Source organism: Microcoleus sp. PH2017_12_PCY_D_A, assembly GCF_020738565.1.
Lineage (GTDB): Bacteria > Cyanobacteriota > Cyanobacteriia > Cyanobacteriales > Microcoleaceae > Microcoleus.
Map to the genome: position 1 here is coordinate 20,046 of NZ_JAEQCI010000044.1, position 21,496 is coordinate 41,541.

The 21,496-nt window shown below is 44.0% G+C and carries 22 protein-coding genes and 1 other RNA gene; 4 read left to right on the forward strand and 19 right to left on the reverse strand.

The window, feature by feature from the left end; genetic code table 11:
- Positions 1–22: 22 nt before the first annotated feature.
- The 5 genes from dndE to JGK39_RS14045 all read right to left on the reverse strand — a co-directional run bounded on the left by dndE (position 23) and on the right by JGK39_RS14045 (position 6,392).
- The gene (dndE, locus tag JGK39_RS14025) at positions 23–403 is read right to left on the reverse strand and encodes a DNA sulfur modification protein DndE (RefSeq protein ID WP_293248125.1); all 381 of its coding nucleotides are present in this window, start codon (positions 401–403) and stop codon (positions 23–25) included.
- Between the two features lie 301 nt (positions 404–704).
- Complete coding sequence (dndD, locus tag JGK39_RS14030) at positions 705–2,702, reverse strand: DNA sulfur modification protein DndD (protein WP_293296902.1); 1,998 nt, start codon at positions 2,700–2,702, stop codon at positions 705–707.
- 289 nt (positions 2,703–2,991) lie between these two features.
- On the reverse strand, positions 2,992–3,555 hold the full coding sequence (locus JGK39_RS14035) for a GxxExxY protein (RefSeq protein ID WP_293248131.1): 564 nt from the start codon (positions 3,553–3,555) through the stop codon (positions 2,992–2,994).
- A gap of 127 nt (positions 3,556–3,682) precedes the next feature.
- Positions 3,683–5,389: a DNA phosphorothioation system sulfurtransferase DndC gene (gene dndC / locus JGK39_RS14040; RefSeq protein WP_293296900.1), complete on the reverse strand. Its 1,707-nt coding sequence runs from the start codon at positions 5,387–5,389 to the stop codon at positions 3,683–3,685.
- Positions 5,390–5,423: 34 nt separating this feature from the next.
- Positions 5,424–6,392 (reverse strand): HNH endonuclease, encoded by a 969-nt coding sequence (locus tag JGK39_RS14045; RefSeq protein WP_293248137.1) that lies wholly within the window; start codon positions 6,390–6,392, stop codon positions 5,424–5,426.
- Positions 6,393–6,629: 237 nt separating this feature from the next.
- On the opposite strand from JGK39_RS14045, the gene JGK39_RS14050 reads away from it, so the two are divergent.
- Positions 6,630–7,241 carry a hypothetical protein gene (locus JGK39_RS14050; protein ID WP_293248140.1) on the forward strand — a complete coding sequence of 204 codons (612 nt, stop codon included), beginning with the start codon at positions 6,630–6,632 and terminating at the stop codon, positions 7,239–7,241.
- 74 nt (positions 7,242–7,315) lie between these two features.
- Here JGK39_RS14050 and dndB read toward each other — a convergent pair whose 3' ends face one another.
- Positions 7,316–8,458 carry a DNA sulfur modification protein DndB gene (gene dndB / locus JGK39_RS14055; RefSeq protein WP_293296898.1) on the reverse strand — a complete coding sequence of 381 codons (1,143 nt, stop codon included), beginning with the start codon at positions 8,456–8,458 and terminating at the stop codon, positions 7,316–7,318.
- Positions 8,459–8,899: 441 nt separating this feature from the next.
- On the opposite strand from dndB, the gene JGK39_RS14060 reads away from it, so the two are divergent.
- On the forward strand, positions 8,900–10,492 hold the full coding sequence (locus JGK39_RS14060) for a DGQHR domain-containing protein (protein ID WP_293248146.1): 1,593 nt from the start codon (positions 8,900–8,902) through the stop codon (positions 10,490–10,492).
- A 98-nt stretch (positions 10,493–10,590) separates the two neighbouring features.
- Positions 10,591–10,842, forward strand: a complete 252-nt coding sequence (locus JGK39_RS14065; RefSeq protein ID WP_293248149.1) for a DUF2281 domain-containing protein — start codon at positions 10,591–10,593, stop codon at positions 10,840–10,842.
- Between the two features lie 42 nt (positions 10,843–10,884).
- Here the strand turns inward: JGK39_RS14065 and JGK39_RS14070 are convergent, their stop codons facing one another.
- The 12 genes from JGK39_RS14070 to JGK39_RS14125 form a co-directional block, all read right to left on the reverse strand.
- Positions 10,885–11,931 (reverse strand): endonuclease/exonuclease/phosphatase family protein, encoded by a 1,047-nt coding sequence (locus tag JGK39_RS14070; RefSeq protein WP_293248152.1) that lies wholly within the window; start codon positions 11,929–11,931, stop codon positions 10,885–10,887.
- A 10-nt stretch (positions 11,932–11,941) separates the two neighbouring features.
- A complete protein-coding gene (locus JGK39_RS14075) occupies positions 11,942–12,412 on the reverse strand; it encodes a DNA phosphorothioation-associated protein 4 (RefSeq protein ID WP_293248155.1) in 471 nt (156 codons plus the stop codon).
- A gap of 151 nt (positions 12,413–12,563) precedes the next feature.
- Complete coding sequence (locus JGK39_RS14080; RefSeq protein ID WP_293248158.1) at positions 12,564–12,896, reverse strand: nucleoside triphosphate pyrophosphohydrolase; 333 nt, start codon at positions 12,894–12,896, stop codon at positions 12,564–12,566.
- 12 nt (positions 12,897–12,908) lie between these two features.
- Complete coding sequence (locus JGK39_RS14085) at positions 12,909–13,565, reverse strand: Uma2 family endonuclease (protein ID WP_293248161.1); 657 nt, start codon at positions 13,563–13,565, stop codon at positions 12,909–12,911.
- Positions 13,555–15,621: an AAA family ATPase gene (locus JGK39_RS14090; protein WP_293248164.1), complete on the reverse strand. Its 2,067-nt coding sequence runs from the start codon at positions 15,619–15,621 to the stop codon at positions 13,555–13,557. The genes JGK39_RS14085 and JGK39_RS14090 overlap by 11 nt, the downstream gene beginning before the upstream one ends.
- Complete coding sequence (locus JGK39_RS14095; RefSeq protein ID WP_293248167.1) at positions 15,618–15,863, reverse strand: hypothetical protein; 246 nt, start codon at positions 15,861–15,863, stop codon at positions 15,618–15,620. The genes JGK39_RS14090 and JGK39_RS14095 overlap by 4 nt, the downstream gene beginning before the upstream one ends.
- Before the next feature lie 381 nt (positions 15,864–16,244).
- On the reverse strand, positions 16,245–17,648 hold the full coding sequence (locus tag JGK39_RS14100; RefSeq protein WP_293296896.1) for a DNA phosphorothioation system restriction enzyme: 1,404 nt from the start codon (positions 17,646–17,648) through the stop codon (positions 16,245–16,247).
- Between the two features lie 61 nt (positions 17,649–17,709).
- Entirely contained in the window at positions 17,710–18,279 is a 570-nt protein-coding gene (locus JGK39_RS14105) for a Uma2 family endonuclease (RefSeq protein WP_293248173.1), read from the reverse strand.
- A gap of 24 nt (positions 18,280–18,303) precedes the next feature.
- Positions 18,304–18,747, reverse strand: a complete 444-nt coding sequence (locus JGK39_RS14110) for a hypothetical protein (protein WP_293179265.1) — start codon at positions 18,745–18,747, stop codon at positions 18,304–18,306.
- Between the two features lie 198 nt (positions 18,748–18,945).
- A complete protein-coding gene (locus tag JGK39_RS14115; RefSeq protein WP_293248176.1) occupies positions 18,946–19,329 on the reverse strand; it encodes a hypothetical protein in 384 nt (127 codons plus the stop codon).
- Between the two features lie 23 nt (positions 19,330–19,352).
- Positions 19,353–19,449, reverse strand: an RNA gene (gene ffs, locus JGK39_RS14120) — signal recognition particle sRNA small type.
- 23 nt (positions 19,450–19,472) lie between these two features.
- Complete coding sequence (locus tag JGK39_RS14125) at positions 19,473–19,739, reverse strand: YciI family protein (protein ID WP_293248179.1); 267 nt, start codon at positions 19,737–19,739, stop codon at positions 19,473–19,475.
- Positions 19,740–19,867: 128 nt separating this feature from the next.
- Between JGK39_RS14125 and JGK39_RS14130 the strand changes: the two genes are divergently transcribed.
- Complete coding sequence (locus tag JGK39_RS14130; RefSeq protein WP_293248182.1) at positions 19,868–20,449, forward strand: 2'-5' RNA ligase family protein; 582 nt, start codon at positions 19,868–19,870, stop codon at positions 20,447–20,449.
- A 322-nt stretch (positions 20,450–20,771) separates the two neighbouring features.
- Here JGK39_RS14130 and JGK39_RS14135 read toward each other — a convergent pair whose 3' ends face one another.
- A complete protein-coding gene (locus JGK39_RS14135; protein ID WP_293248185.1) occupies positions 20,772–21,458 on the reverse strand; it encodes a ComF family protein in 687 nt (228 codons plus the stop codon).
- Positions 21,459–21,496 lie beyond the last annotated feature (38 nt).

Sequence of the window (21,496 nt, forward strand, 5' to 3'; positions counted from 1 at the left end):
TTAATTTCTCAATTTCTCAGGCTCAGCGAGCGATCGCCACCAAATCTTCAATCTTCTTAATATTAGGATCGCCAGCCAAATAGCCAATACCTCGGTGTAAGTGGAGGCGAAACTGTTTCGCGAGAGTTTCTTTGTCCGTACCCAAATTATCTTGGTAACAGCGCTGCTTGAGCGCAATTATCAAGATATCTGCCATGTCGCCGCCAAAAACATCCCAGCTTAGTTCCACATTGCTGTCGCTGGGAATCGGTACTGGGGATGGGATGCTGGGCTCGGCGAGCGATCGGCAAAATCCCCACCTGCACAGGACGTTCCACCGATCGATTTTAGTCGATCGTTTCAGTTTAGATAGTTGGTCTTTGGCGGTTTGAGAGAGGCAAATGCGATCGACTGGTGGTTCCATGAGTTGAGAATTGTTTGATATTTTGTGTTTGATATTTTGTAAATAGTGTTAATATTTGGGAGGCTCAGCCTCTAAATTTACGTTTTTTGACACCGTTGTCAAACTAAAATTTACAAATTTTTACACGGCGCGGGCTTGATTAATTCAGCGGTTTTTGGTATTCTGATTTTAGTAGGATTTATCCTTAATAATGGGATGGTGGCAAAAATAAAATTTTCGCAACCATCCCATTATGCTATATATACTACCGCAACTCCCCGGCAAAAGTCAAGGGGGTTGCGGAAAATTTTGTCGCTATTTTTTATGCCCAAAAATAACCAGGTTCGACGGTAGTTTGGCGTTTGGCGGAGTCATAATTGAGGAGGTAGCTGTGGGCGATCGCCTCTAATTCTTGCAGCTTATCATATTCTGTTTGGCTAATCTCCGTGTCGGTAGAAAGCAGGATGACTTGGTGGCTGGCTGAGGGAAAATAGCGTTCGACTAGGTTGTTTCTGTGGGATGAGTCGAGGCGGCCCAGGGGTGTGTCGATCGCGACTGGTAACTGTCTCCCGGATACTCTGGCCAATCCCCACAAAAAGGCGATCGCCAGCAGTTGTTTTTCCCCAGCCGAAAGTCGGTGTTTGGGTACCAGTTTGCCTTCTGGATCGTAAATTGAGAGGCTAAATGTGTCAGTGTCGATCGCAACTCTGTGCACGAGGTCGGTTTTGTGCAACAAATAGCGAAAACAGTCGGTAATTTCTATTTCGAGTTTGTTGAGTTTTTTGAGGGTGAGTTTTTCTTTGAAGAGTTTGAGGGTATTTTGTGCTTTCGCGATCGAAGCGATGACGTGTTGGCTGTTTCTGATGGTAATGTATTCGCTGCTGTAGCTTTCTAGTTGTTTCTGGGTTTTGGCTAATTCTTTGTCTAATTCTGCGATCTGGCGATCGGCTGATTCCAAGGCTGCGGCTGCAATGGCGACTGCTTTTTGAGCATTCCTGACCTCTGATTCAAGTTTCTCGTAAGCTTCGGGGGAAGCGGCTGCCGCGAGTTCTCTGTCTGTGAAATCGATTTCTGTTTCGATGTGGGTGATTTCTGCTATTTGTTGGGCGGCTAGATTTTGCTGGGCTGGGATTTGGTAGCTAAGGAGATTTTCTAGTTGCTGGATGTTGTCGTTGTCGGCGTTCAGCCAGGGCGGGGTGTCGGTTCCAGCTTGCTGTTCTAGTTCTCGATCTTCTTGGCGGATAAAGTCTTGAATTTTATCTAGCTGTTGGGCATTTAACGAGATTTCGGCGATATAGTTGAGGAGGCGATCGCTTCTTTGTTTAATAACATTTTGGGCAATCTTTGCTTGCTGCTGGCTGGCTTCGGTTTCGGCTTGGGTTTTTGCTTCACTTAGCAGGGGCGCAATTAGGGCTAGGGGTAGGGTATTTGATGCCAACTCCATCATGGCTATACGGGTTTTGTCTGCCCGATCTTTGTAGTCGTTTAGCTGTCTGTCTAGTTGACTGCGATCGGCAGCAATTTTTCCGCCTTGATAAATAAACTTGTCTGATGCTTGTTGCTGGTTTTTTTGAGCTTTTTCTAATTCGTTTTTAAAGCTGGCTTGTTTTTCGATCGCCAAGTCTTTCTCAGCAGTAATTTCCTGAAAAGTTTGTTCAATTTTCTCTAAAGCAGCCAAGTCTTTTTTGCCAGCAATTTCTTTGCGCTTGCGGCCGGCTAATATTTCCAAATCCACTGCGAGGCGTTCTGCTAATTCTAAACCCAACAAAGATTTAATCGCCCCGACGACAAACTCGGGCGGAGTTTCGAGTTCGGCGAGTTCTTTTACTTGTTCGCCGTCAAACAGAAACAGGTTGGATATTCCGACTGGCAAAAGAGTTTCGATGTATTCGTCCCAGGTGTTGGTAATCGCTTTGTCCGACCACCAATCCTTGACTATTTCGCTATATATGAGAATGCTTAAGCTATCTTTGATATCGAGTTTTTTCCAGTATCTAACAATTTTAAATTGAGTTAATTGGTCGTCTTGGACTTGTTCAAAAGTTAGTTCGACGCGGGTATCTTCTAATGGGGGAGTGTGGCGGTTAATGGATTGATTGAGGAAGTCGCTGTAGCTTAAATTGCCTCTGGTGGAACATTGGGCGCGGCCGCCGTAGAGGGCGAGGCGAATGCCGTCTATGAGGGTGGTTTTGCCGCCGCCGTTCATACCGCCAAATAGGATGACTGGGCAGGCATTTCCGTCTTTTTCGGGGCGGAGATTGATGGTTTGGGTGCCTGCATAGGGGCCGAAGTTTTTGAGTACGAGTTCGAGGAATTGCATTGTAAATGTTGTTGGTGGTTGGTGGGTTATTGGTGAGGGATTTGGTAATCGATAGTTGGTTGGTGGGGGGCGGTTAGCAGCGGATTTTGTAACGGATTTAACGGATGGGTTGCTGGTTGGTGGGAAAATATTAGGAAGGGATTAGATGTGATAATTAATCAGTGACTAACCATCCGTTACATCCGTTACCGAATCCGTTGCTAATCATCCGTTACATCCGTTACCGAATCCGTTGCTAATCATCCGTTACATCCGTTACCGAATCCGTTGCTAACCGCTTCCCCCCTTCCTACCAATCAATTACATCGGTTGAATCTTCCTCCTGGTTTTGGGGCCCAATGCTGGGAGGTAAGGGGAGTTCGGCATCTGTTTCTTCATAGGATCCTGAACTTCCCCTCATCCAGCCTCTGCCACTTGTTCTGGGCCGCCACAAGTAAGGTTGAATGTGTTGTTGCCAACCTTGTACAGATTTTGGTGGGAGAATGCGGTGATATTCTAATTTGCTGCGCCCAAAGTTTATAAATAAACCTACTTGTGCTCCTGTCGCTGCTAAGTAAGCTATGATTTGAGCTTTATCTTTGTCGGTCATTGGATAATTTACGGCTTTATCCTCTACTACAATACATTCATTGACCCAATGGTCTAGATAGAGGATTCCCATCCAGACTTGACCGTCGTAAATTTGTTTGGGATATTCCATTTCTGTTGTAATACCGGATTTCAGCATTTCTGCATCAAAGGCTCTTTGGTAGTGTTTTTCTCTTAAACCTTTTTGCGTCCTTCGGTGTACTCTCATTGCACAGCCGATGATGCTGTATGTCATATCCTGATGGGGAATATTAGGATCTATCATGGTCGTAAAAATTTGGTAATTTAAACGATGAGGGTTTGGTAATGCTGCGGTTAGTTGACAACCATTATATGCGATCGCAGAAAGTGGCTGTCAACAAGTTTGGGGTTTAACCGCAGGCTAGCGCGCGCTAATCTTTGCTATTTTTATCTCCTACATCGGGAGTAGAATATTTGATATCCGCCCAAGATAGCTGCTTCCCTTGATTGCTGTTGCTTTCAAGTTCTTGTTTGAGTTTGGCAATATCGACGGTCTCGTTTTTGGCGGAATTGTTGGTTTGGGCGATCGCATCTTTGACTTGCTGAATTTTCTCAGTCGGATTTGCTTTCACAGCTTCCACCGCAGTTTTTAAGTTGCGCTGGTAGTGGGCGTTACCAATAGCTTCCTCCTTCGATCGCGAACTGGTTTCAAAGCATTTGTCCAAATCGGCGTAAATGCCTGTACGGCGGGGTTTTGTGTAATATTGGCGTTCTGTATCGAGGAGTTTTGCCATCAATTCGAGGTGCATTTCGTCCTCGCTGCAAATTTCTGCGATCGCAGTCCATTCGTCGCTACCGAGGAGTTTTCTTTCGGCGGCTGGGCGGGAATCTGCAAAAGGTTCGCCCGTGACTTCTTCATAAATGCGGGGCAAAGAGTCGTCAAATTCGTGCTTTTGTTCCAGCCAAATGCGGCGGATTTCGCTAAGTTCTTCCGGGGTAATTAAGGTAATGTCGCGCATTTCTAGGGGTGCGGTTTTGCGGATGTGGGTTTGTGCTTCCAAGACTCGTCTCAGCCAGTGTTCCCGCCAAATTTTGGTGTAGGGCCCTGGGATGGGTTCGACGGAGGTTTTGTCGTCGCCCATGTTGCGTTCAAACAGTTCTACTCTACCGTAGATGCGGCGGAAGTCTCTTTTCGGGCGATCGTCTTTAATATCTAATTCGTTGCGAATATCCAGGAGAGGCTGCATCCATTCTTTTTCCTCATCGTTTTGAATCATTGCCTGCATAGATTTATCTTGGTTTACCATTGTGCAAACCCAGCAACCAAAGCGAGAACTGCCACAACTCGGCGTAGAAGTATCGACAACTAAAGGACATTCATTGTCTGCTGTTGCACCTCGATACATAGTAAACAAATCTTTGTTGCTATTTTTCCAAGGATTTGACCACTGATTCAAATAAATCCAAACTTCATCTGTTCGCCAATCTTCAATCGGACTATAAATTAGAGAATTAGGCAGACTAGGACTCTGATAAAGTAGAGATTTAATGGAATTAGAATTATCATTTAAATGATCGCTCATGCGACCGATTTCATGTTTCTCCATTGAAAGAGCGCGTTTAATACTTTCAGCTTTGCGAGTACCCAATATCAAAATCACTTCCCCATTAATTCTCACCACATCACGAACAAACCGATTAGAAGGAAGGATTTTTAGGCGTTCAGTACACCAGCGAAACCCATTTCTCGGTGCTGGGTAGCCTTTGCCCATCAAGTTTACCCAGAAAGTATCTTTAATATCTGGATAAAGCAGATGAGGTTCTATTGGGAGCTGTTGTTCTATGGCAGCAGACTTCATCTGTTTCAATGAGTGACGCACCCAAGTAGAAACTATCGGGTTTTCTACCAGTGTATCAGTTGTAATTACATAGATTGTTTTCGTTCTTTTTTCAGGTGGCAACTCTGCGATTGCATACCAGATAAGCTGCACTACGGTAGTGCTATCTTTGCCGCCGGAATATCCTACAACCCAAGGTATATCATCTAAGCAATATAAGTCCTTAATTTCTTTACTTAATTTTTCTATTTCTTCCACTAAGGCTGGAACATTACGAGGTGAAACGAGTGGTGCTTGCATTACTTTTGTCGTGTTTGTAAATTTAGTGAGGTCATTATGCTCTAAATACATTCAGCCGATGCCACTGTAGCGATTCAAGTCTTGGTAGATATTGGTCTAAAGTTGGCAACAGAATATTTTCACTATGAAAGTCTTTCATAGTCCTGGCATTTGGCGATTCCTCTTCTAAGTCATTAGCGACGATAATTCTATAATTGTCATCTATAGCAAACCAACCCTGGTCAAAAGCCCAATGATGATTTTTACACAATGATATCCCATTATTAATTTGATTGTCATAAAACTTTGAAAATGGCTTAATGTGTGAGCCATCTACAATATTTTGACTTAGATTTCTGATGACTTTTAATCGACAAAATGCACATTTGTAATCATATATATGTACTACGGCTTTCCTGAAAACAGCATTTCTAACAGCCGACTTGGTTAAATAGAACCTCGGTTCTGAGTCAATATTCCCTGCTGTGTCTGATATTTCTGTTTCTGTCAGAACAACATTTTCAAAGTCTTGATTGACTTGCAAAATATCTCCGAGATCATCCTTATTTGATGAAAACCATACAGCTACCAGTGTATCTATTAATTCCGAGCGAGAATTTTGATCTTGGAGTAAATGGAATAATTCACGATCCCAACTCGCGTATTCTACAGCTTCTCTTAGCTTGTTGGTTGTTTTAGGTTTTGAACCATTAAATCCCGACTTAAGTGTGTTATGCCAGAATCCATCGCTTTCCAAATGCCAAAATGGATAGTGCAAACCACGCTGGTGAGAGTCAGAACCTAAGACATCCCAATACTTGTTAAATGTTTTCACCAAATCATCTGAAACATAAATTTTATTATCTTTAATTATTCCTTGAGCAATTAGGTCGATGACTGACAATAGTAATATTGGCTTATGATGAGCGTTGCCACGTTGGCGTGTACGACTGACATTAAGATCCGCAAAACATTTGCGATAATAAGCTAAATTCTTATTTTCAGACTCTTCTCCCCTACTCATTTTGTCCTCCAGTTCTAATTAAATACAATCTCACCTCAAATTTTACACTATTTGAAACAGAGAGTTAAGCGCCCAATGGCACAACCATAACGCCGCAATCAGAAATTTAAGCATTGTCAGCAGACTAAAAAGTAATTTCCCGATCTAAACAGGAGATAATGATATCACTATCCGCGTTCATCCGCGTGCATCTGCGGTTCAAAAAATCATCTTTCCCACCCCCCAAAAAAATCTAATATGTCCTACAGCGACTTCAAAACGATCGACCAAGCCGTCTCAACCCTGGATCTAACCGTTGAAGACATTCCCCACTTATTCAGCCAAATTTCCCCGATCGCACCTTCAGAACGCCTGAAGCAAACCCTAGACGAAACCTTAGACTTAGCCTCAAGTATCAGCACCGAAAAAGCTCGGTCGGAATTAATCATCACTCCCATTCTACTCGAAATACGGCGCACTTTTAACAACAAAATTGGGTATTTTTCAGGCAACACATTTAATGTCGAAGAAACCAAAGGATTAACCGGTGCTTGCGACTTTCTCCTCAGCGCGTCTAGCAATCAATCATTGGTGACTGCCCCAGTTTTGACATTGGTCGAAGCAAAAGACAACGATATTAGAATAGGATTGGGACAGTGCGCGGCTCAGATGGCTGCGGCTCAGATATTTAATGCTCGCAAAGGGCAAGAACAATCTGCGATTTACGGAGCAGTTTCAACGGGTACAAACTGGAAATTTCTAGTTCTAGAAAATCAGTTGTTGAAAATTGATTTGACTGAATATTTTATTACTCAGCTAGACCAAATTCTGGGGATTCTTGCAGAACCGTTTCGACGGTATTTTACTTAAACTCACAGCTAGCTTTTATTAGACATCTGGTAAAAAGCAGGTTTTGAACAGGCAGGATGCCTGTTCCACAAGAATTATGCCAGATGTTTATTGTGGCACGGGAGTCGCGCCTGTGGTGCACCTGCGGTTTCCAAACCCAACCTCACTTTCAAATAATCAGTCATCCAACTAACACTCGCCCTCGACTTAGAAATTCCCCCTTTCAACAAAATTCCTCCCTCCCAATCAGGATTAGAAATCGACCAATCAACCTGCTGCAAAAGGCTCAAATGTTCCTCCCAACGATCGGGAAAAACCGATCGCAAAACAGCCCCAACTTCCCCCAAACTCTCCAGTACCACACTGTGACAGTGCACGCAATCCCGGCGCATTTCCCCCGCCGCAACTTGCTTGTGCAGCACTAATTGCCAATCTGGAATAAAACTGCTGACCGCATTCCAATAACTAACCGCCTGTTGTATTTGTTGAGCAAGTTCTGCCTCTTTTTCCTGTTTTGTGGCGCGGTAACGAGGGGGTTTCGCGTGTTTGCTGCTGTGGATGTTGGACAGGAAAGCCATAATAGCACGATCGATCGCACTTAGCGCAAACAATTTCGGCGATCGCCCGTTCAAACTCCCCCTTTCCATCTCAGTCAAACACCGGAACACCTCAACCTGCTTAACAACCGCCTTCAGCACAAAAGCCGAATCGCCCCGGTGATTGTAAAGTACGCTTAGCGACGACTCCAAAGGAACCTGAAAATTGTTCAAATCGGCAAACTTTTGCTGCGAATTTTCCAACCCAATATCCAGAAACAAAATCAGCGCCACCGTCTCGTATCCCAACTGCGGATTTTCCTGCAAAGCCATCTCAAAAGCCGCGCGCCGGTGCTGTCCGTCATTAATAGTAAACTTAGCATCCATCGGCACTCGCAAGCAACCGATTTTGCGTTCCTGGGCATCATTTCCCACTGCTTCAAAAGTAATATCCGCATCAATAGAAGCGGCGATCGCCCCACAAGTGTAATTTCCCGAATTCTTGACAAAATAATCAGCAATTCCGGGAATTCTAGCATGGTTAAGCGCGCGTTTCGCCCGCAGAGACGGCGGCAATTCTTCAGAATCTAAGGGGAACAATTTCGGCAAAAAACGCACCGGACACATCGATACGTAATATTCGCGACCCGCTTGAATTCCCCGGATGACCGGCAAAATGTATTCAAAGGAAGGAGTAAGCATATTTTTTTCTGAAGCCGCAGATAAATATGAAGCAAGGGCGCGAGGCAATTAATTCGCTAACCCGAAAGTCCGCCGGGGGTTTAAACCCATCGCTAACCCGAAAGTCCGCCGGGGGTTTAAACCCCCGTCTCATAGCATAAGTCGGTTAAAACCGACTGAAAATCTCGAAATTTATCCATATTCAGTCGTCTTTAGACGACTTTCGCTATGAGACAGGGGTTTCAACCCCTGTCGGACCCGGATAATAGCGCGCGATCCCAAACGCACCCGGATCGAGTTCGACCGATCGCCAACCATCTATTGACAAATCACACATTTTATGGTAATCGCATTTGGTAGCTATTTTTAGTATTTCACAAACTTTTTTTAAAAACAACACTTGACACAAACTTTAACATATGATATTTTTGGAAAAACACCCAAATAATATAAAAACCATCAATGACTACCAATCCAGCGGCTGACCTCGCTATTCAATTTTTGGAAAAAGAAAATCGCGAAAGACAGGAAATCGCACTTTTATTAGATAATTATTTAGGAAAGGACGATCGCATTTTCGTACAAAAAACCCAGATGGGAAACAGCGAAGCCTACATCGGTTCAGTCACCCTAGAATGGTTAGACTCCCGCGTCCGTTTCGCCTCGCAAATGCCGCTTTTCCGGCAAAAGTTCGATCTCCAAACCAACAACATCGTCCGCGACGACGAAACCATTGACGAAATTATTCAGCGCCCCTTAGATTGGTCGCGCCAAACCGCCCTCACTCAATATTTAGCAGCCAGAAAATCGCACAAATTCCCCGCCGTTTTAGTAGTAGTCAGTCCCCCGTGGGTAGACAATCCTCACGCCCAAGAATGGGATGAAAACGGCGCAGCAACTAAATCAGCCGCTGAATTTATATCCTTTGATAAAAACGGGAATTTAGGGCTGTTGGATGTATCTCAAAAAGTCTCGATTTTTGCCTTAGACGGACAGCACCGGCTGATGGGAGTTCAAGGTTTAATGAGTTTAATTAAAACCGGAATCCTGCAAAGATACAACAAAAATAAAAAACCTGTGGGCGATGCAATTACTCTCGAAGATTTAGCCCAAGAGTATCAAATTGACCCCGAAACAGTGTATAAATTAGCTCACGAAAAAATCGGGATTGAGTTTATCCCGGCGGCTGTGGCTGGGGAAACTCGGCAGCAAGCACAGCGGCGCGTGCGATCGATCTTTGTGCACGTTAATCTGATGGCGGTAACGCTAAGTCAGGGACAGCTAGCATTATTGAACGAAGATAACGGATTTGCGATTTGCGCCCGCAAAATTGCCGTCACTCATCCCTTATTAAATGAACAAGAAGACAGAAATCCCCGCGTTAATTGGGACAGCGCCACAGTCGCAGCCAAATCAACGGTGTTGACCACATTGCAAGCGCTGCAAGATATGGCCCAACGGTATTTAGAACATAAATTCCCCCATTGGAAGCCGGAAAGAAAAGGTTTAATTCCCATGCGTCCGGAAGATGAGGAACTGAAAGAAGGAATAGAAGAGTTTCATAAATTGTTCGATCATTTAGCAACTTTGCCCAGCTATCAAAGAATTGAAAGCGGCGAAGAAACTGCCGAATTGCGCCGATTTAGTTTTGAGAAGCCTGGTGGCGAGGGAAATATTTTGTTCCGTCCAGTCGGTCAAATTGCTTTAGCTAATGCTTTGGGAATTCTAGTATTTAGAAAGAAGCTTTCGCTGAAATCTGTTTTCGACAAACTTCGCAAGTACGATGTGGATGAAGGATTTAGCCACATGGACAATCCCGAGTCTGCGTGGTACGGGATTTTGTACGATCCGAACAAAAAGCGAATGCTGGTTTCTGGAAGGGAGTTAGCGGCGAAGTTAATTGTATATTTGGTTGCGGGAATTGAGGACGATATGGATCGAGCTCATTTGCGGCAAGCGGTGGCTCAAGCGAGGACTTTTGAGGATAAAGCTGTTAGTTTTAATAGCAGGTTTGTGCATCCGAAAGAGGTGGGATTGCCGCCTGTCCTTACCTAATTTTTATTGGCCAAAAAGTCCACAGCGGGGAATACTGATAAAGCAGGAAGCAAATAGATTTTGTATAATTGAATCTGCACCTTACCTAGAACCAGGTTATGACCATCGCTGAACAGATTTATGCGATCGCCAAAATCCTTCCCAAAGACCAAGCTAGTGAAATCCTCACTTTCGCTGAATTCGTCTGTGCTAAGCATTTGAGCGCGAATCAACAAACAGACACCGTAGACTCTCCGATTCCTTGGGCTGAATTTGTTTTTTCCCTGGCTGGAACTTGGGGAAAAGATTTTCCATCTATCGAGGATATTCGTGCTGAATCTGGACAAGACATTTTGGGGGAGAGCTTGTAAATGTATGTTTTTAATAATATATAACACTTCTCACAATCTGACTTACTTTAACAAAACTAATTCTGCTCCCACAGGCAAATGATCGGACTCCGTTGCTTCCAAAACCGAACTCGATTTAGCACCCCAATGCTTGGAATACCAAATATAATCAATCCGACAAACGGGATAATTTAGTCTCAAATTCGAGCTTTTTACTAAGAACTTAAGTTCCCAACCGTGAGGCCAGGTAAAACCAAACCCAAATCCAGATTTTCGGAAAGAATCTTGCAGGACTTTCTGCACGTTATAATAGTCTTTAGTTTCGTCTGTCATATTGAAATCGCCCGCGACAATTACTGGCAGAGTTTCTTGCTCGACTCGCTGCACTAAATCTTGAATCTCAGGCGATCGTTTGCCATATTTGTAAATGGGAATTTTGAGAAAAGGTAATATGTTATATCTCTTAAACCACGGCCCGGTAGCTTGCATATTATAAATGACTATTTCTTGCTGGTTAAATTTAATAATTGCCCGCTGCTGTGTTTCTGGATGGCCTGCTAAGTGCAGTATTTCGCTGGAGACAATGGGATATTTACTGAGAATTCCTACCGGGGGAGTGCCAATTTGATAGGGATACTCTGCTTTTAACCAAGTGAAAGCTCTTTGAGTATGTTTCTGCACGATTTCTTGTAAAAATATAAGATCTGGTTTTTGCTGGTCAATCAGTTTAAATAAAGTGGGTGACTGAGTTTTATGCCAGCCGACGTTATGGGATAAAATTTTGAGGCTAGGCTGTGAATCTGTGCTGGTGATTGGTGCTGGAGAAAAGTATTTGATGTGCAGCCAACTTATGAGGAGAATGCAGCCGATCGCCGAAATAACCGAGAACCATCTTTTTTTGATAATTGAGAATCCGACGATGGGAAGCAGGAAAATCGGAAATAAAATTAAGGGCAGAAAAGTGCTAATCAAGGCAATAATTGATATTCGTTCCCCAGAAAATATTTGAAGCAGGAAATAGCAGATAATAAATAGTGAGTAGCTGTAAGCGACAATTGTTACTGATTGCTTGAAAACTCTTTTGATGATATCTGTTAGTTTTTGCTGCATTGGGAACCTCTTAAAATAAAAATTTGCTTAAATCGAATTCTTCATGCGATCGATGTTTATTGTCCCTTTCGGAGATTAAAAACAACAAAAGGCGATCTGTATAATCGGCCGCACCCCGAAACTCTTCTCGCAATATTTCTAGTCCGCCGTTAGCATATTCTTCAAAAATTCGCAAGCGTTCTGCTTCCGATTGTTCGTCGAGATGGGAGAGGATTTGGGGATTTTTGGTTTCGGCGATCGCAATTAGCTTAATTGCCATATCGTAACCCCTGGATACAAAAATATCAACGTCAATCGCACCGGGTTCGCGTTTGGAAATTTCCCCCAAGGGCGATCGCTTTTTTCGATAATTTCCCAAGGCTGCGGCGAAGGCGATGACATCGGCGTAAGTCTGAAATGGCCCGGAGTTGTTATCCGATAAAGTTAAGGATTTGACTAAATCGGCTTTGTCTTTAGCAATTCTAATTTTGTTAGCAGCCATTGGGATGAATATGTAATTTTTAACAATTATACATCTGGTAATAACTTAATAATCTCAGAAACCCGGTTTCTTCCTATATTGTGGATTCCTCAACTCAAAACTCATAGAAACCGGGTTTCTGGCCCCATGCGTCAGCCCGAAACATATCAACTCAGAAACCCGGTTTCTTTGTCCGCAATAACATGATTTTTTTGGTAAAACCTCCTCTTGTTTCCCGGCGCTTGGCTTGTGCATTCAAAACTCGATCGCCCGAAATGCCATAACTCAGCATCAGCGCATCTATCACCTCATACAAATCAGCCAATTCCGCCACCAAATTATCCTTGTCAGCCTCAGCCACTTCTGTCGCTTCCTCAATCAATTTCTGCCGCAAAGCTTGACGGTATTCTGGATCGGACAAAATTACAAAATCGCATTCATTCCCGCTTTGGCGAATAATTTCAGGAATGCGATCGCGCACCAACTTATGATACTCTTTCTCCATGTCAAACTCCTTTCAACCTTGACTAAAACTTTGAATTAACCAGCGACTAATTTCGCCATCATCTTGAGTTTGACTGCGATTCAAAGCTTCCTCAACTAACGCAATTTCTAGCCCAGGTAAAACCCGCGACTCTTGAATTCTGCCACTACCTCCGCCATTAATCGCAAATCCAAAAACCTCCTGCCTATTCGCACGATCCACCCAATATTCGCTAATTCCTGCATCTTCATAAAGCAAGCGCTTGCTTCCTAAATCATCGTTAAAAGAAGACGCACCAATTTCTATTACTAAATTAGGTGGATCGTATCGATCCAAATTAATAGGTGAATTGTTGTTTTTAGGAGGCACTCTCAAATCTGAACCGATGTAGTAAGCTAGATCGGGTTGAAACTCACGAATACCTGCTTTACGAAAACTGGTATTTGCAAACTGAACTACTCGGATATTTCTCAACGTAGCAAACAGAATAACCACATAGGAAACAATGGAATTATCGCTGCCGTGCAATGGCCCTACTGGTGACATTTCTACCCTCATGTGTTCTCGATCGTAATAAAACTTGCCTTTTTCCCAAGCTGAATCCTCAGCGAAAGCTAGAAACTCTTCCCACGTCGCTTTCAGCCAAATATCCGTTTCCAAAACCTGCGTAATTGCCGAATTAGAAGCCATAATCCACCTCTACTATTTCCGTATATTCAAATTCATTCGGGCTGCGTTTAACTAAAGGATAGCGCATCCCGCCGAGGTCGATCGCATCTTCCTCGCAATCAGCCTTCGGAGAATTGTACACCAGCACGTATTCCTTACCGATCGCACTTTCCATCTCTCGGGCTACTTCTCCGCGCCACTGAGTTTTCGTTACCAAAACTATGAGTTGATTCGCCAATTTTGGCAACTTATTCGCGATTTGTTTGCGATAAATCTCGTCCAAACTGCCAAAGGGAGAATCCATGACAATCGGAAACGTACTGCTATCCGGGCCCATCAAAGTATTCTTTTGACTCCACTCGCGCACGCCCTCAATAATTCCGCCGATAAATGACAAACTGAGGATTTGATTTTCTCCGGTAGAAGCGGCTACTAAAGATTCTTTTCCCGAGGTATTTTCTACTAGCGTTAGTTCGTATTTATCGCTCAACTTGGGGATGTACGGAGTAAAAGAAATTTGACTGAAAATATCTTGCACTCGCTTTTCTAAGTGCGAACAAAACTGTTTTTCTAAGCGCGATCGCACTTCTGTCAGGCGATCGATCGCATCCTGAGTCGCAGCAATCCGGCGCTGGGCCAATACTTGCCTTTGCTCGTTCAGTTGCTGCTTGTCAATTTGCTTGTCCAAAGCCACCACCTGCACATTAAAACTCTCAATCTGCTGCTGGTTAGAGCCTGTTTCCCGGTGCAATTCACCAATTTTTGCCTCAATTTCATCCAAGCGCTTTTGCAAGCGGCTGACATCGCCGTCAGGGAAGTTTTTCAGCTTGCTGTGAATATCGTCTAACTGATTTTCCACCCGAGAAAGTTCGGCTCTATCGCGACTGATATTGTCTTGTTGGCGGTCAATTTCTTCCCAAAAATCAGCCACTTGTCTGTCAATTTCATTGACGCGATCGCTAATTCTGATTGTAGTTTCTTCCACATCGCCAACACCCGCTTTATCTATCCAACCGCTAACATTTTCGCACGCTTCAGAACCCTCCACTAATAGGGCACCGCAGATGCACCGCTGCTGCGCTAATAACTCTTCCAAAAACGGCCGCCCAATCCCCGAAAGCAACTGACCTTTTTCCCGCAAATTACCAAAAATTAAGTTAAATTCAGCCGCTGCATCCGACAGAAATACCGCGTAACCGCGCCCAGAAATTGCTCGTTTTAGGGAATCAGAAGCCTGACTATTTTTTTCTTTAAATAAACTTCGTTGGGTTTCTAATTCGTCTCGCAATTTTTGCAATTCAGCAGCACCATTGCGTTCGAGTAAATCAGCATTAACTGCTTGTTTTAATTCAGCTTGATGATTTAATTCGACCTGAATTTCTACTTGTCTTTGTGAAATCTGCTCGGCTTCTTTTTGAAAATTTTGTTTTTCTTTTAAAAGTTTTTTTATTTCGGAACCACCAATCAGGATTAAATCTGTTTCCAGAGATTTTTTAGCATCTATTAAATGTTTGATAGAGCGATTCAGCACCTCTACTCCCAGCAATTCTTTGGTGGCTTCGGCAATTTCGGCTTTCTTATTGTGCCGTACAATTTGCTCGATTCGCTCGCCATCAAAAAAGAAATATTGATGCAAACTTTCTGGCAAAATTCGTCCGATAATATCATCTGGATGCTGCGCTGTTGGAATCCAGCGACCGTCATCTTTGGCTACTTGCAGGAACAATTCGCCTTTGATGTGTTCTACTGAATTTTCAGTTTTATAGGCGCGACAAACACGCCGGGCTTGGTAGCGTTTGCTGTCATGTTCAAACACAATTTCTGCCCAACAACCTACAGCTTTTCCCAGTTCAGCTTCAGCAAGAGCGCGCTTGTTTACTAATTGTTCTTCCGCAGCAAAAGCTGCACTAAATTTTCCGTACAGCACCCAGGTAAAGGCATTCATTAAGGCTGTTTTTCCCGAACCGTTGTTGCCATGAATTACTGTGATATTTCTCTCGCCCCAGGCTAGCTTTATTTCGGGACTTTTGCCATAAAATTGCCGAAAATTGCAGAGAACTATTGAAAGTAATTTCATATAATTGCTTCCTTAATGATTTTCAAAATGTCATCGCTAATATAGCGCGGAGATTTCATGTAAAGTTTATCTTTTTCCAGTTCCAATACCTGCTCGATAATTTGTCGGACTTCCGGCGGCGCGCTGGTAATTGGTTGCTGTACGTCGCTCAAGTCTTTGTCCGCGTGATAACCGGAACGCTTTTCTGCTAAAATGGCGATCGGTACTGGTGCGATCGCACTATCTTCATATCTAAAAGCCATAATCAGATTTTCATTTAGATTTTCAGTCATAGGAAGAAGGAAGAAGGAAGAAGGAAGTTCGGCAACGAGCGGTGTACGGGATGTAACGGATGTAACGGATGTAACGGATAGAAGGAAGAATGCTTATAGAGTTTGCTTTTGAGTTATCTGTATTTGACGTTTAATTAGGTGGATTTACTTATTTCTTTACCCAAATTAAAAACTACAGGGCTTTTGCATGGCCTAGAAACCCGGTTTCTACGAGTTTTGCTCTCCCCTCACGAGATATTTAGGAAGAAACCGGGTTTCTGAGGTCGCAAGTGCGATCGCAAACTCAACTAACCACTCAAACTGCAATAAAATAATTCTATCTTTTTAAGATAAACCGAACCTGAATAAATGTCAAATATCTAACAGCCCGTAACGCCTTTGAATTTGCAGCAATTTCACCCTAGCTTCCCCAGCATTGTCAGCTAAATCGGCAAATTCTAAGAAGCGCTTCAACTCTTTTCGCAGCAGATTTCGCTCAACTTCTAAGGTTTCTCGACCCAAATCTGGAGGCAAAACTATCATGTCAAATAAAGTTGCCCTTTCCTTCCCCGGATGCGGCCGCAAAATGCGGCCCCGGCGCTGAACAAACTGGCGCGGATTGCTGCTGCTTGCTAAAATTACAGCATGGCGAATTGCTGGAATATCAACGCCTTCATCCAAACAGCGAATTGCTACTAAACCTTGCAATTCTCCGCTTTCAAATTGTTGGCGCAATCGTTCTCTTTCTGCTACCGGAGTCGCCGCCGTATAAGTGTTAACTCGGTAGCCTAATTCTGAACCCAATAATTTCGCGGTTTCTGTTAGTTGGCGGTTGTTGCTGCGGCGCGCACCTGATTCCATCGCACCGTCGCCGCAGTAAAATAATGTATGGGCTGTGTCGAGACGGTGCATCATTAATTCTCGCAACGCTGTTAGTTTATTAGCTGCCGCCCCAATCAACCTAGCCCGCTGCATTAATAAAGTTGTTAAAGCATCATTTTGTTCTACTTTTTCCTCGCCCCACAGCGCCCAGCCAATTTTTTTAGTTAAGTAGGAATATTTGCGGGTTTCGGATGCGGTCAATTCGACTAAAATCGGATAGTATAAATAATGTACTAATGCTTTTTGGCGGATGGCGTCGGCTAAGGTGAGTTCCGGCTGCAAAACAGGGCCGAAATAATCTAAAATAGCTTCGGTTCCTTGTTCGTCGAAGTGTCTTTCTGGGGTGGCGGAAAGGGCGAGGCACAGTCCAATATTTCGCGGCAAACTTTCTCCTAAACGGGGCGCGCCTAAGTTGTGAACTTCGTCTCCAATAATTAGGGTTTTTTCGGGGAAATAGCGGATTTGCGATCGCAAGCTATCCAACATTAATGTAGCGTTAGTTGTGATAATTGTCAGAAATAGTCCCTTGCCCGTTAGCGAAGCCCTCGAAGAGGCTCGCACTTCATACAAACCCGCCGCTAGCTTATTTTGCCAACTGCGGGCGCTATCAAAGGCCAAAATAGGTTTTAAACCAAATTTCTCCGATTCGCGCGCCCACTGATTCACCAGATGGCAGTACGGGCAAATTACGAGCAGGACTTGCAGGTTAATTTTATTGTACAATTCAGTGGCGATCGCCAGCGCAGTAATCGTCTTGCCGCTACCCGTCGCCATCTTCAGCGTACCGCGTCCCTGATTGGCAAACCAATTATCAACCGCCTGTTGCTGATACTGCCGCAATTGCAGCGATGGCGGCATCCTCGGAAACCCAGATTGCGAATGATTAGCCGCCATTGCGATTCACCTTTAAATGCCGTTAGATGCAACATTACCCCGATTCAACTGTAACTCATTTCTAACTAAAAATTAACAGCTCAAACAAATTTGCCGCCGACAATTGCAAATCCGACAGCACATCAAGTACGGGTAAAACATCTTCATTCTCTTTAATCTCAGGTTCCTGCTGCGGTTTAAAAACCATTACCAATTCTTCTTCCGGGTCTATCAGCCAACCTAATTTAGTATGATTCTTGAGGCAAAACAGAATCTTATTAATTACGCGAGTTGAACTTTGCTCCGGCGATAAAATCTCAATTGTCCAATCCGGTGCAATTTCAAACCTATTTTCAATTTTTCCCTGAGAATTCAGAGGAATGCGCGACCACTCGAATACTGCGATATCTGGAACAATAGAACGTCCATCAAAAGAGCAGCGCAATTCTGGAAAAGCATAAGCCAACTTCTGAGGTTTGCCAACTTGATTGATAACAGATGGAAACTCGAATTGTAACGTGCTGTGTTTTCCTTGGGGCATAGCTTTTTGATAAATTTGACCGTCAACATACTCGCTAGCCGGCTTAGTTTCTGGAAGCAGCAAAAACTCTTCCAGGGAAATCTTGGACGGAGACTGAATTGACGTTAGCATAAGCGATTAAACCCTCAAAAACTCTTAAAAATTAACATCGCCGTCAGTTTCCCAATCAGGACAACTGTCCGATTCCACACCAGTAGGGTGCATCGCACAAACCAACAAATTTCCGCCGTAAACTTGACCGTGATAGTTCATACAACCGCGACAAACCGGATGCTGCGTTGGCGAAGGGTCTACATAAGTCACAAACGATGAATCTATCTCATCAAAATCAGGCTCAAAGTCCCGGCAAATTTCGATTATTGGTTCGAGAAATTCATTTAAATAACCATCAAATTCATTTAAATAACCATCAACTTCAACAATCAGGTTATTTTGTACTTGTTCTGTAAACTCTTCCGAAATTTTTGCCAAAACGTCCAGCATTTCGACAAACTCTTCGCCGATATCGGTGAAAAAATGCTCTACTTCAGAAACAGCATTTTCCATTACTTCAAAAAAATCTTTAGACCAATCTTCCATGAATTTGACAGCTTGCTATTGCAAAATATTTAACAAATAAGTGCAGTCAGCCTCAGGCGAAGCGATCGCACCTACTTTCAATTCTATTACCTATTGCAGTATATCCGCCCACATCTGACAGAGAAGATATTCAAAAAGGGAACTCAAGATTATTATCCTGAGTTCCCTTCATGCTTTGCTGTGGGAGCTTTTTGCAGCTTAATCGCGCTTGAGCCGCCGCAATTCATCTTGTAAATTCTGTACCTGTTCGCGGAGCTTGTCTACGCCGCCGGTGTCTTTAGTTTCTTTTGCAGAAACTTCTTCTTCCTCAGAAACAATTTCAATCCGCCGAGGTTCAGCCGGTTTTTTGTCCCCAGCCGCTTCTACAGGCGGTTGCTGCTGCTGAGCTTGTTGAACCATATCATCAACAAAGCGGCGGGCTTCTTCTGTTGACATCTCACCGCGCTTCACCAATTCATCTGCCAGCTTTTGGGCTTCAGTCCGCAATTCAGTTAACTTGCTGCCAGCTTTTTCACCAGCGTAGGAAGCTAGCCCGACACCAAGGTAAACTGCTTTCTGTAAAATATCTCCGAAACCAGGCATAGGAACTACACCTCATAAAACAGGGTGAACCGGAGACCACGCCTATTACAAGCATCCCGTGTTGCTGCTACCTTCCGGTCCTGACAAGATTTGGGCGTTGGAATCGCGTGGGGCCAGTTCATTTATGAGTATAGCACAGTTATTTATTCTTCAACCACACACCAGTGATAAATTTCATAAACAACGCAACCGTTCTTCACCAGGGGGTCTTCAGCGACGATCGCCTTTGCCTCATCCATCGAACCCGCCTCAAACATCAACATACCGCCGCCCCGCCTCGCCCAGTAGCCAGTTTTCGCTCGGTGTCCTTTAGAAATCAAATCTCGGACATAAGCTCTGTGAGCTGGCACGTACTGGTCAAAGACAGGCTTTTCGACAATTCCCTGCTCAATTTTGACAAACCAAGGCATTTTAAATTTTAGATTTTAGATTTTGGATTTTGGATTGTAGATTGGGAATGGGGTTTTTGGTACGGCGCAGTGAGTAAATACTCGATCGCCCGTACTCCACCGTTCCTTCCTCACTGCGATGCTATCCTATGAACCCGTCAAAACAGCGATTTTTTATTGCTTTAGTGCCCCCTCCGGATCTTCAAAACCACATAACTCAGATTAAACTGTATTTTGCCGAACACTACAACAGCCGCGGTGCGTTGAACTCGCCGCCCCACATCACGCTACAACCTACTTTTGAATGGCCAGCGGCGGATGTTCCCAAATTAGAGGAAAGCTTGAAGCGCTTTTCGGCAAACCGGCAGCCAATTCCCGTTACTCTATCAGGTTTTGCAGCTTTCGCGCCCCGCGTCATTTACGCCGGTGTCGTCAAATCGCCCCAATTACTGGAGATGCAAACAGATTTGATGAGTTATGTCGCGGCAAAATTGGGAATTGTCGATCGCATTTCTCAGACTCGCCCATTTGTACCGCACATGACTGTAGCCTTTCGCGATTTAACAAAGGAGAATTTTCAAACTGCTTGGCTGGAATCCGCAGCGCGCGAACTCCACTTTGAGTTTACCGCTGCGGAGTTAACTTTGTTAGTGCATGATGGCAGTCGCTGGAATATCAGCCAGCAGTTTCCGCTTGGCGCTGAACCTGCAACAATTATAAATCAATTCTGAAAACTCTTCCTTCTCTACTCTTTCTTCGCGTACTTCGCGTCTTCTTGCTTTCGTTTATCCCCAAAAAAATTGTTATAGGTTCGTAGTGAGGACTTTAGTCCGCAGGATTTTAGAAGGACTAAAGTCCTCACTACAAACCTGGTTATAGGTTCGTAGTGAGGACTTTAGTCTAGTGAGGACTTTAGTCCGCAGGATTTTAGAAGGACTAAAGTCCTCACTACAAACCTGGTTATAGGTTCGTAGTGAGGACTTTAGTCCGCAGGATTTTTAGAAGGACTAAAGTCCTCACTACGAACGTGTTTAAATTTCAATGTAAAATAGATTAGCGATCGCGCCGAGGGGGACTGGCAAGTGCCACAGTTCCGTAAACCGAAATTCCCGACTCTTTCAGAGTTTTAATTGCCGACTTAACCGTAGTACCGCTAGTGTAAATATCATCAACTAACAAAACTCGATCGCGCGGGAGACGGCGCCGAAAATCTTTCCCCAAAATTAAAGCATCTTTCATTTCAGCTTTTCGCTGCTGTGCTGTCAGAGCGAATAAAGCCTGAGTATTTTTCACCCGCTCCAAACCGTGCCGCTGCAAAGGCAAACCAGTCAGCTCGCAAAAACTTTCCGCCAAAAGTTCCGCTTGGTTAAAACCGCGTTCCTTGACCTTTGATTTGTGCATGGGAATCGGTACAACTGTTAAATTGTCAATAGCTAATTCCGGAAAACTCAGCCAAGATTCTGCCAGCCAGCCGCCGAGAGGTTTCGCTAATTGCGGGTTGCCTTCATATTTTAAAGCTGCGATCGCCCGTTTGAGAGTCCCGCCGTACTCCCCCCACACAAAAACACGCTGCTGTGAATCCCAACATCGACCGGGATCCGGTAGCTGACAGCGCTGAAGTTGCTTGTAGCAGTACCCGCAAAACTCTTCCGTGGCCGATCGCTGACAAAGAGGACAGTTAGACTTAAGAAATAGATTGAGAAAAGATTTGACCAATCCCGTCCATTTTCGCTTGTTCATCCTAAAATTGTGGTATGTGATTAATGGGAAAAACTATC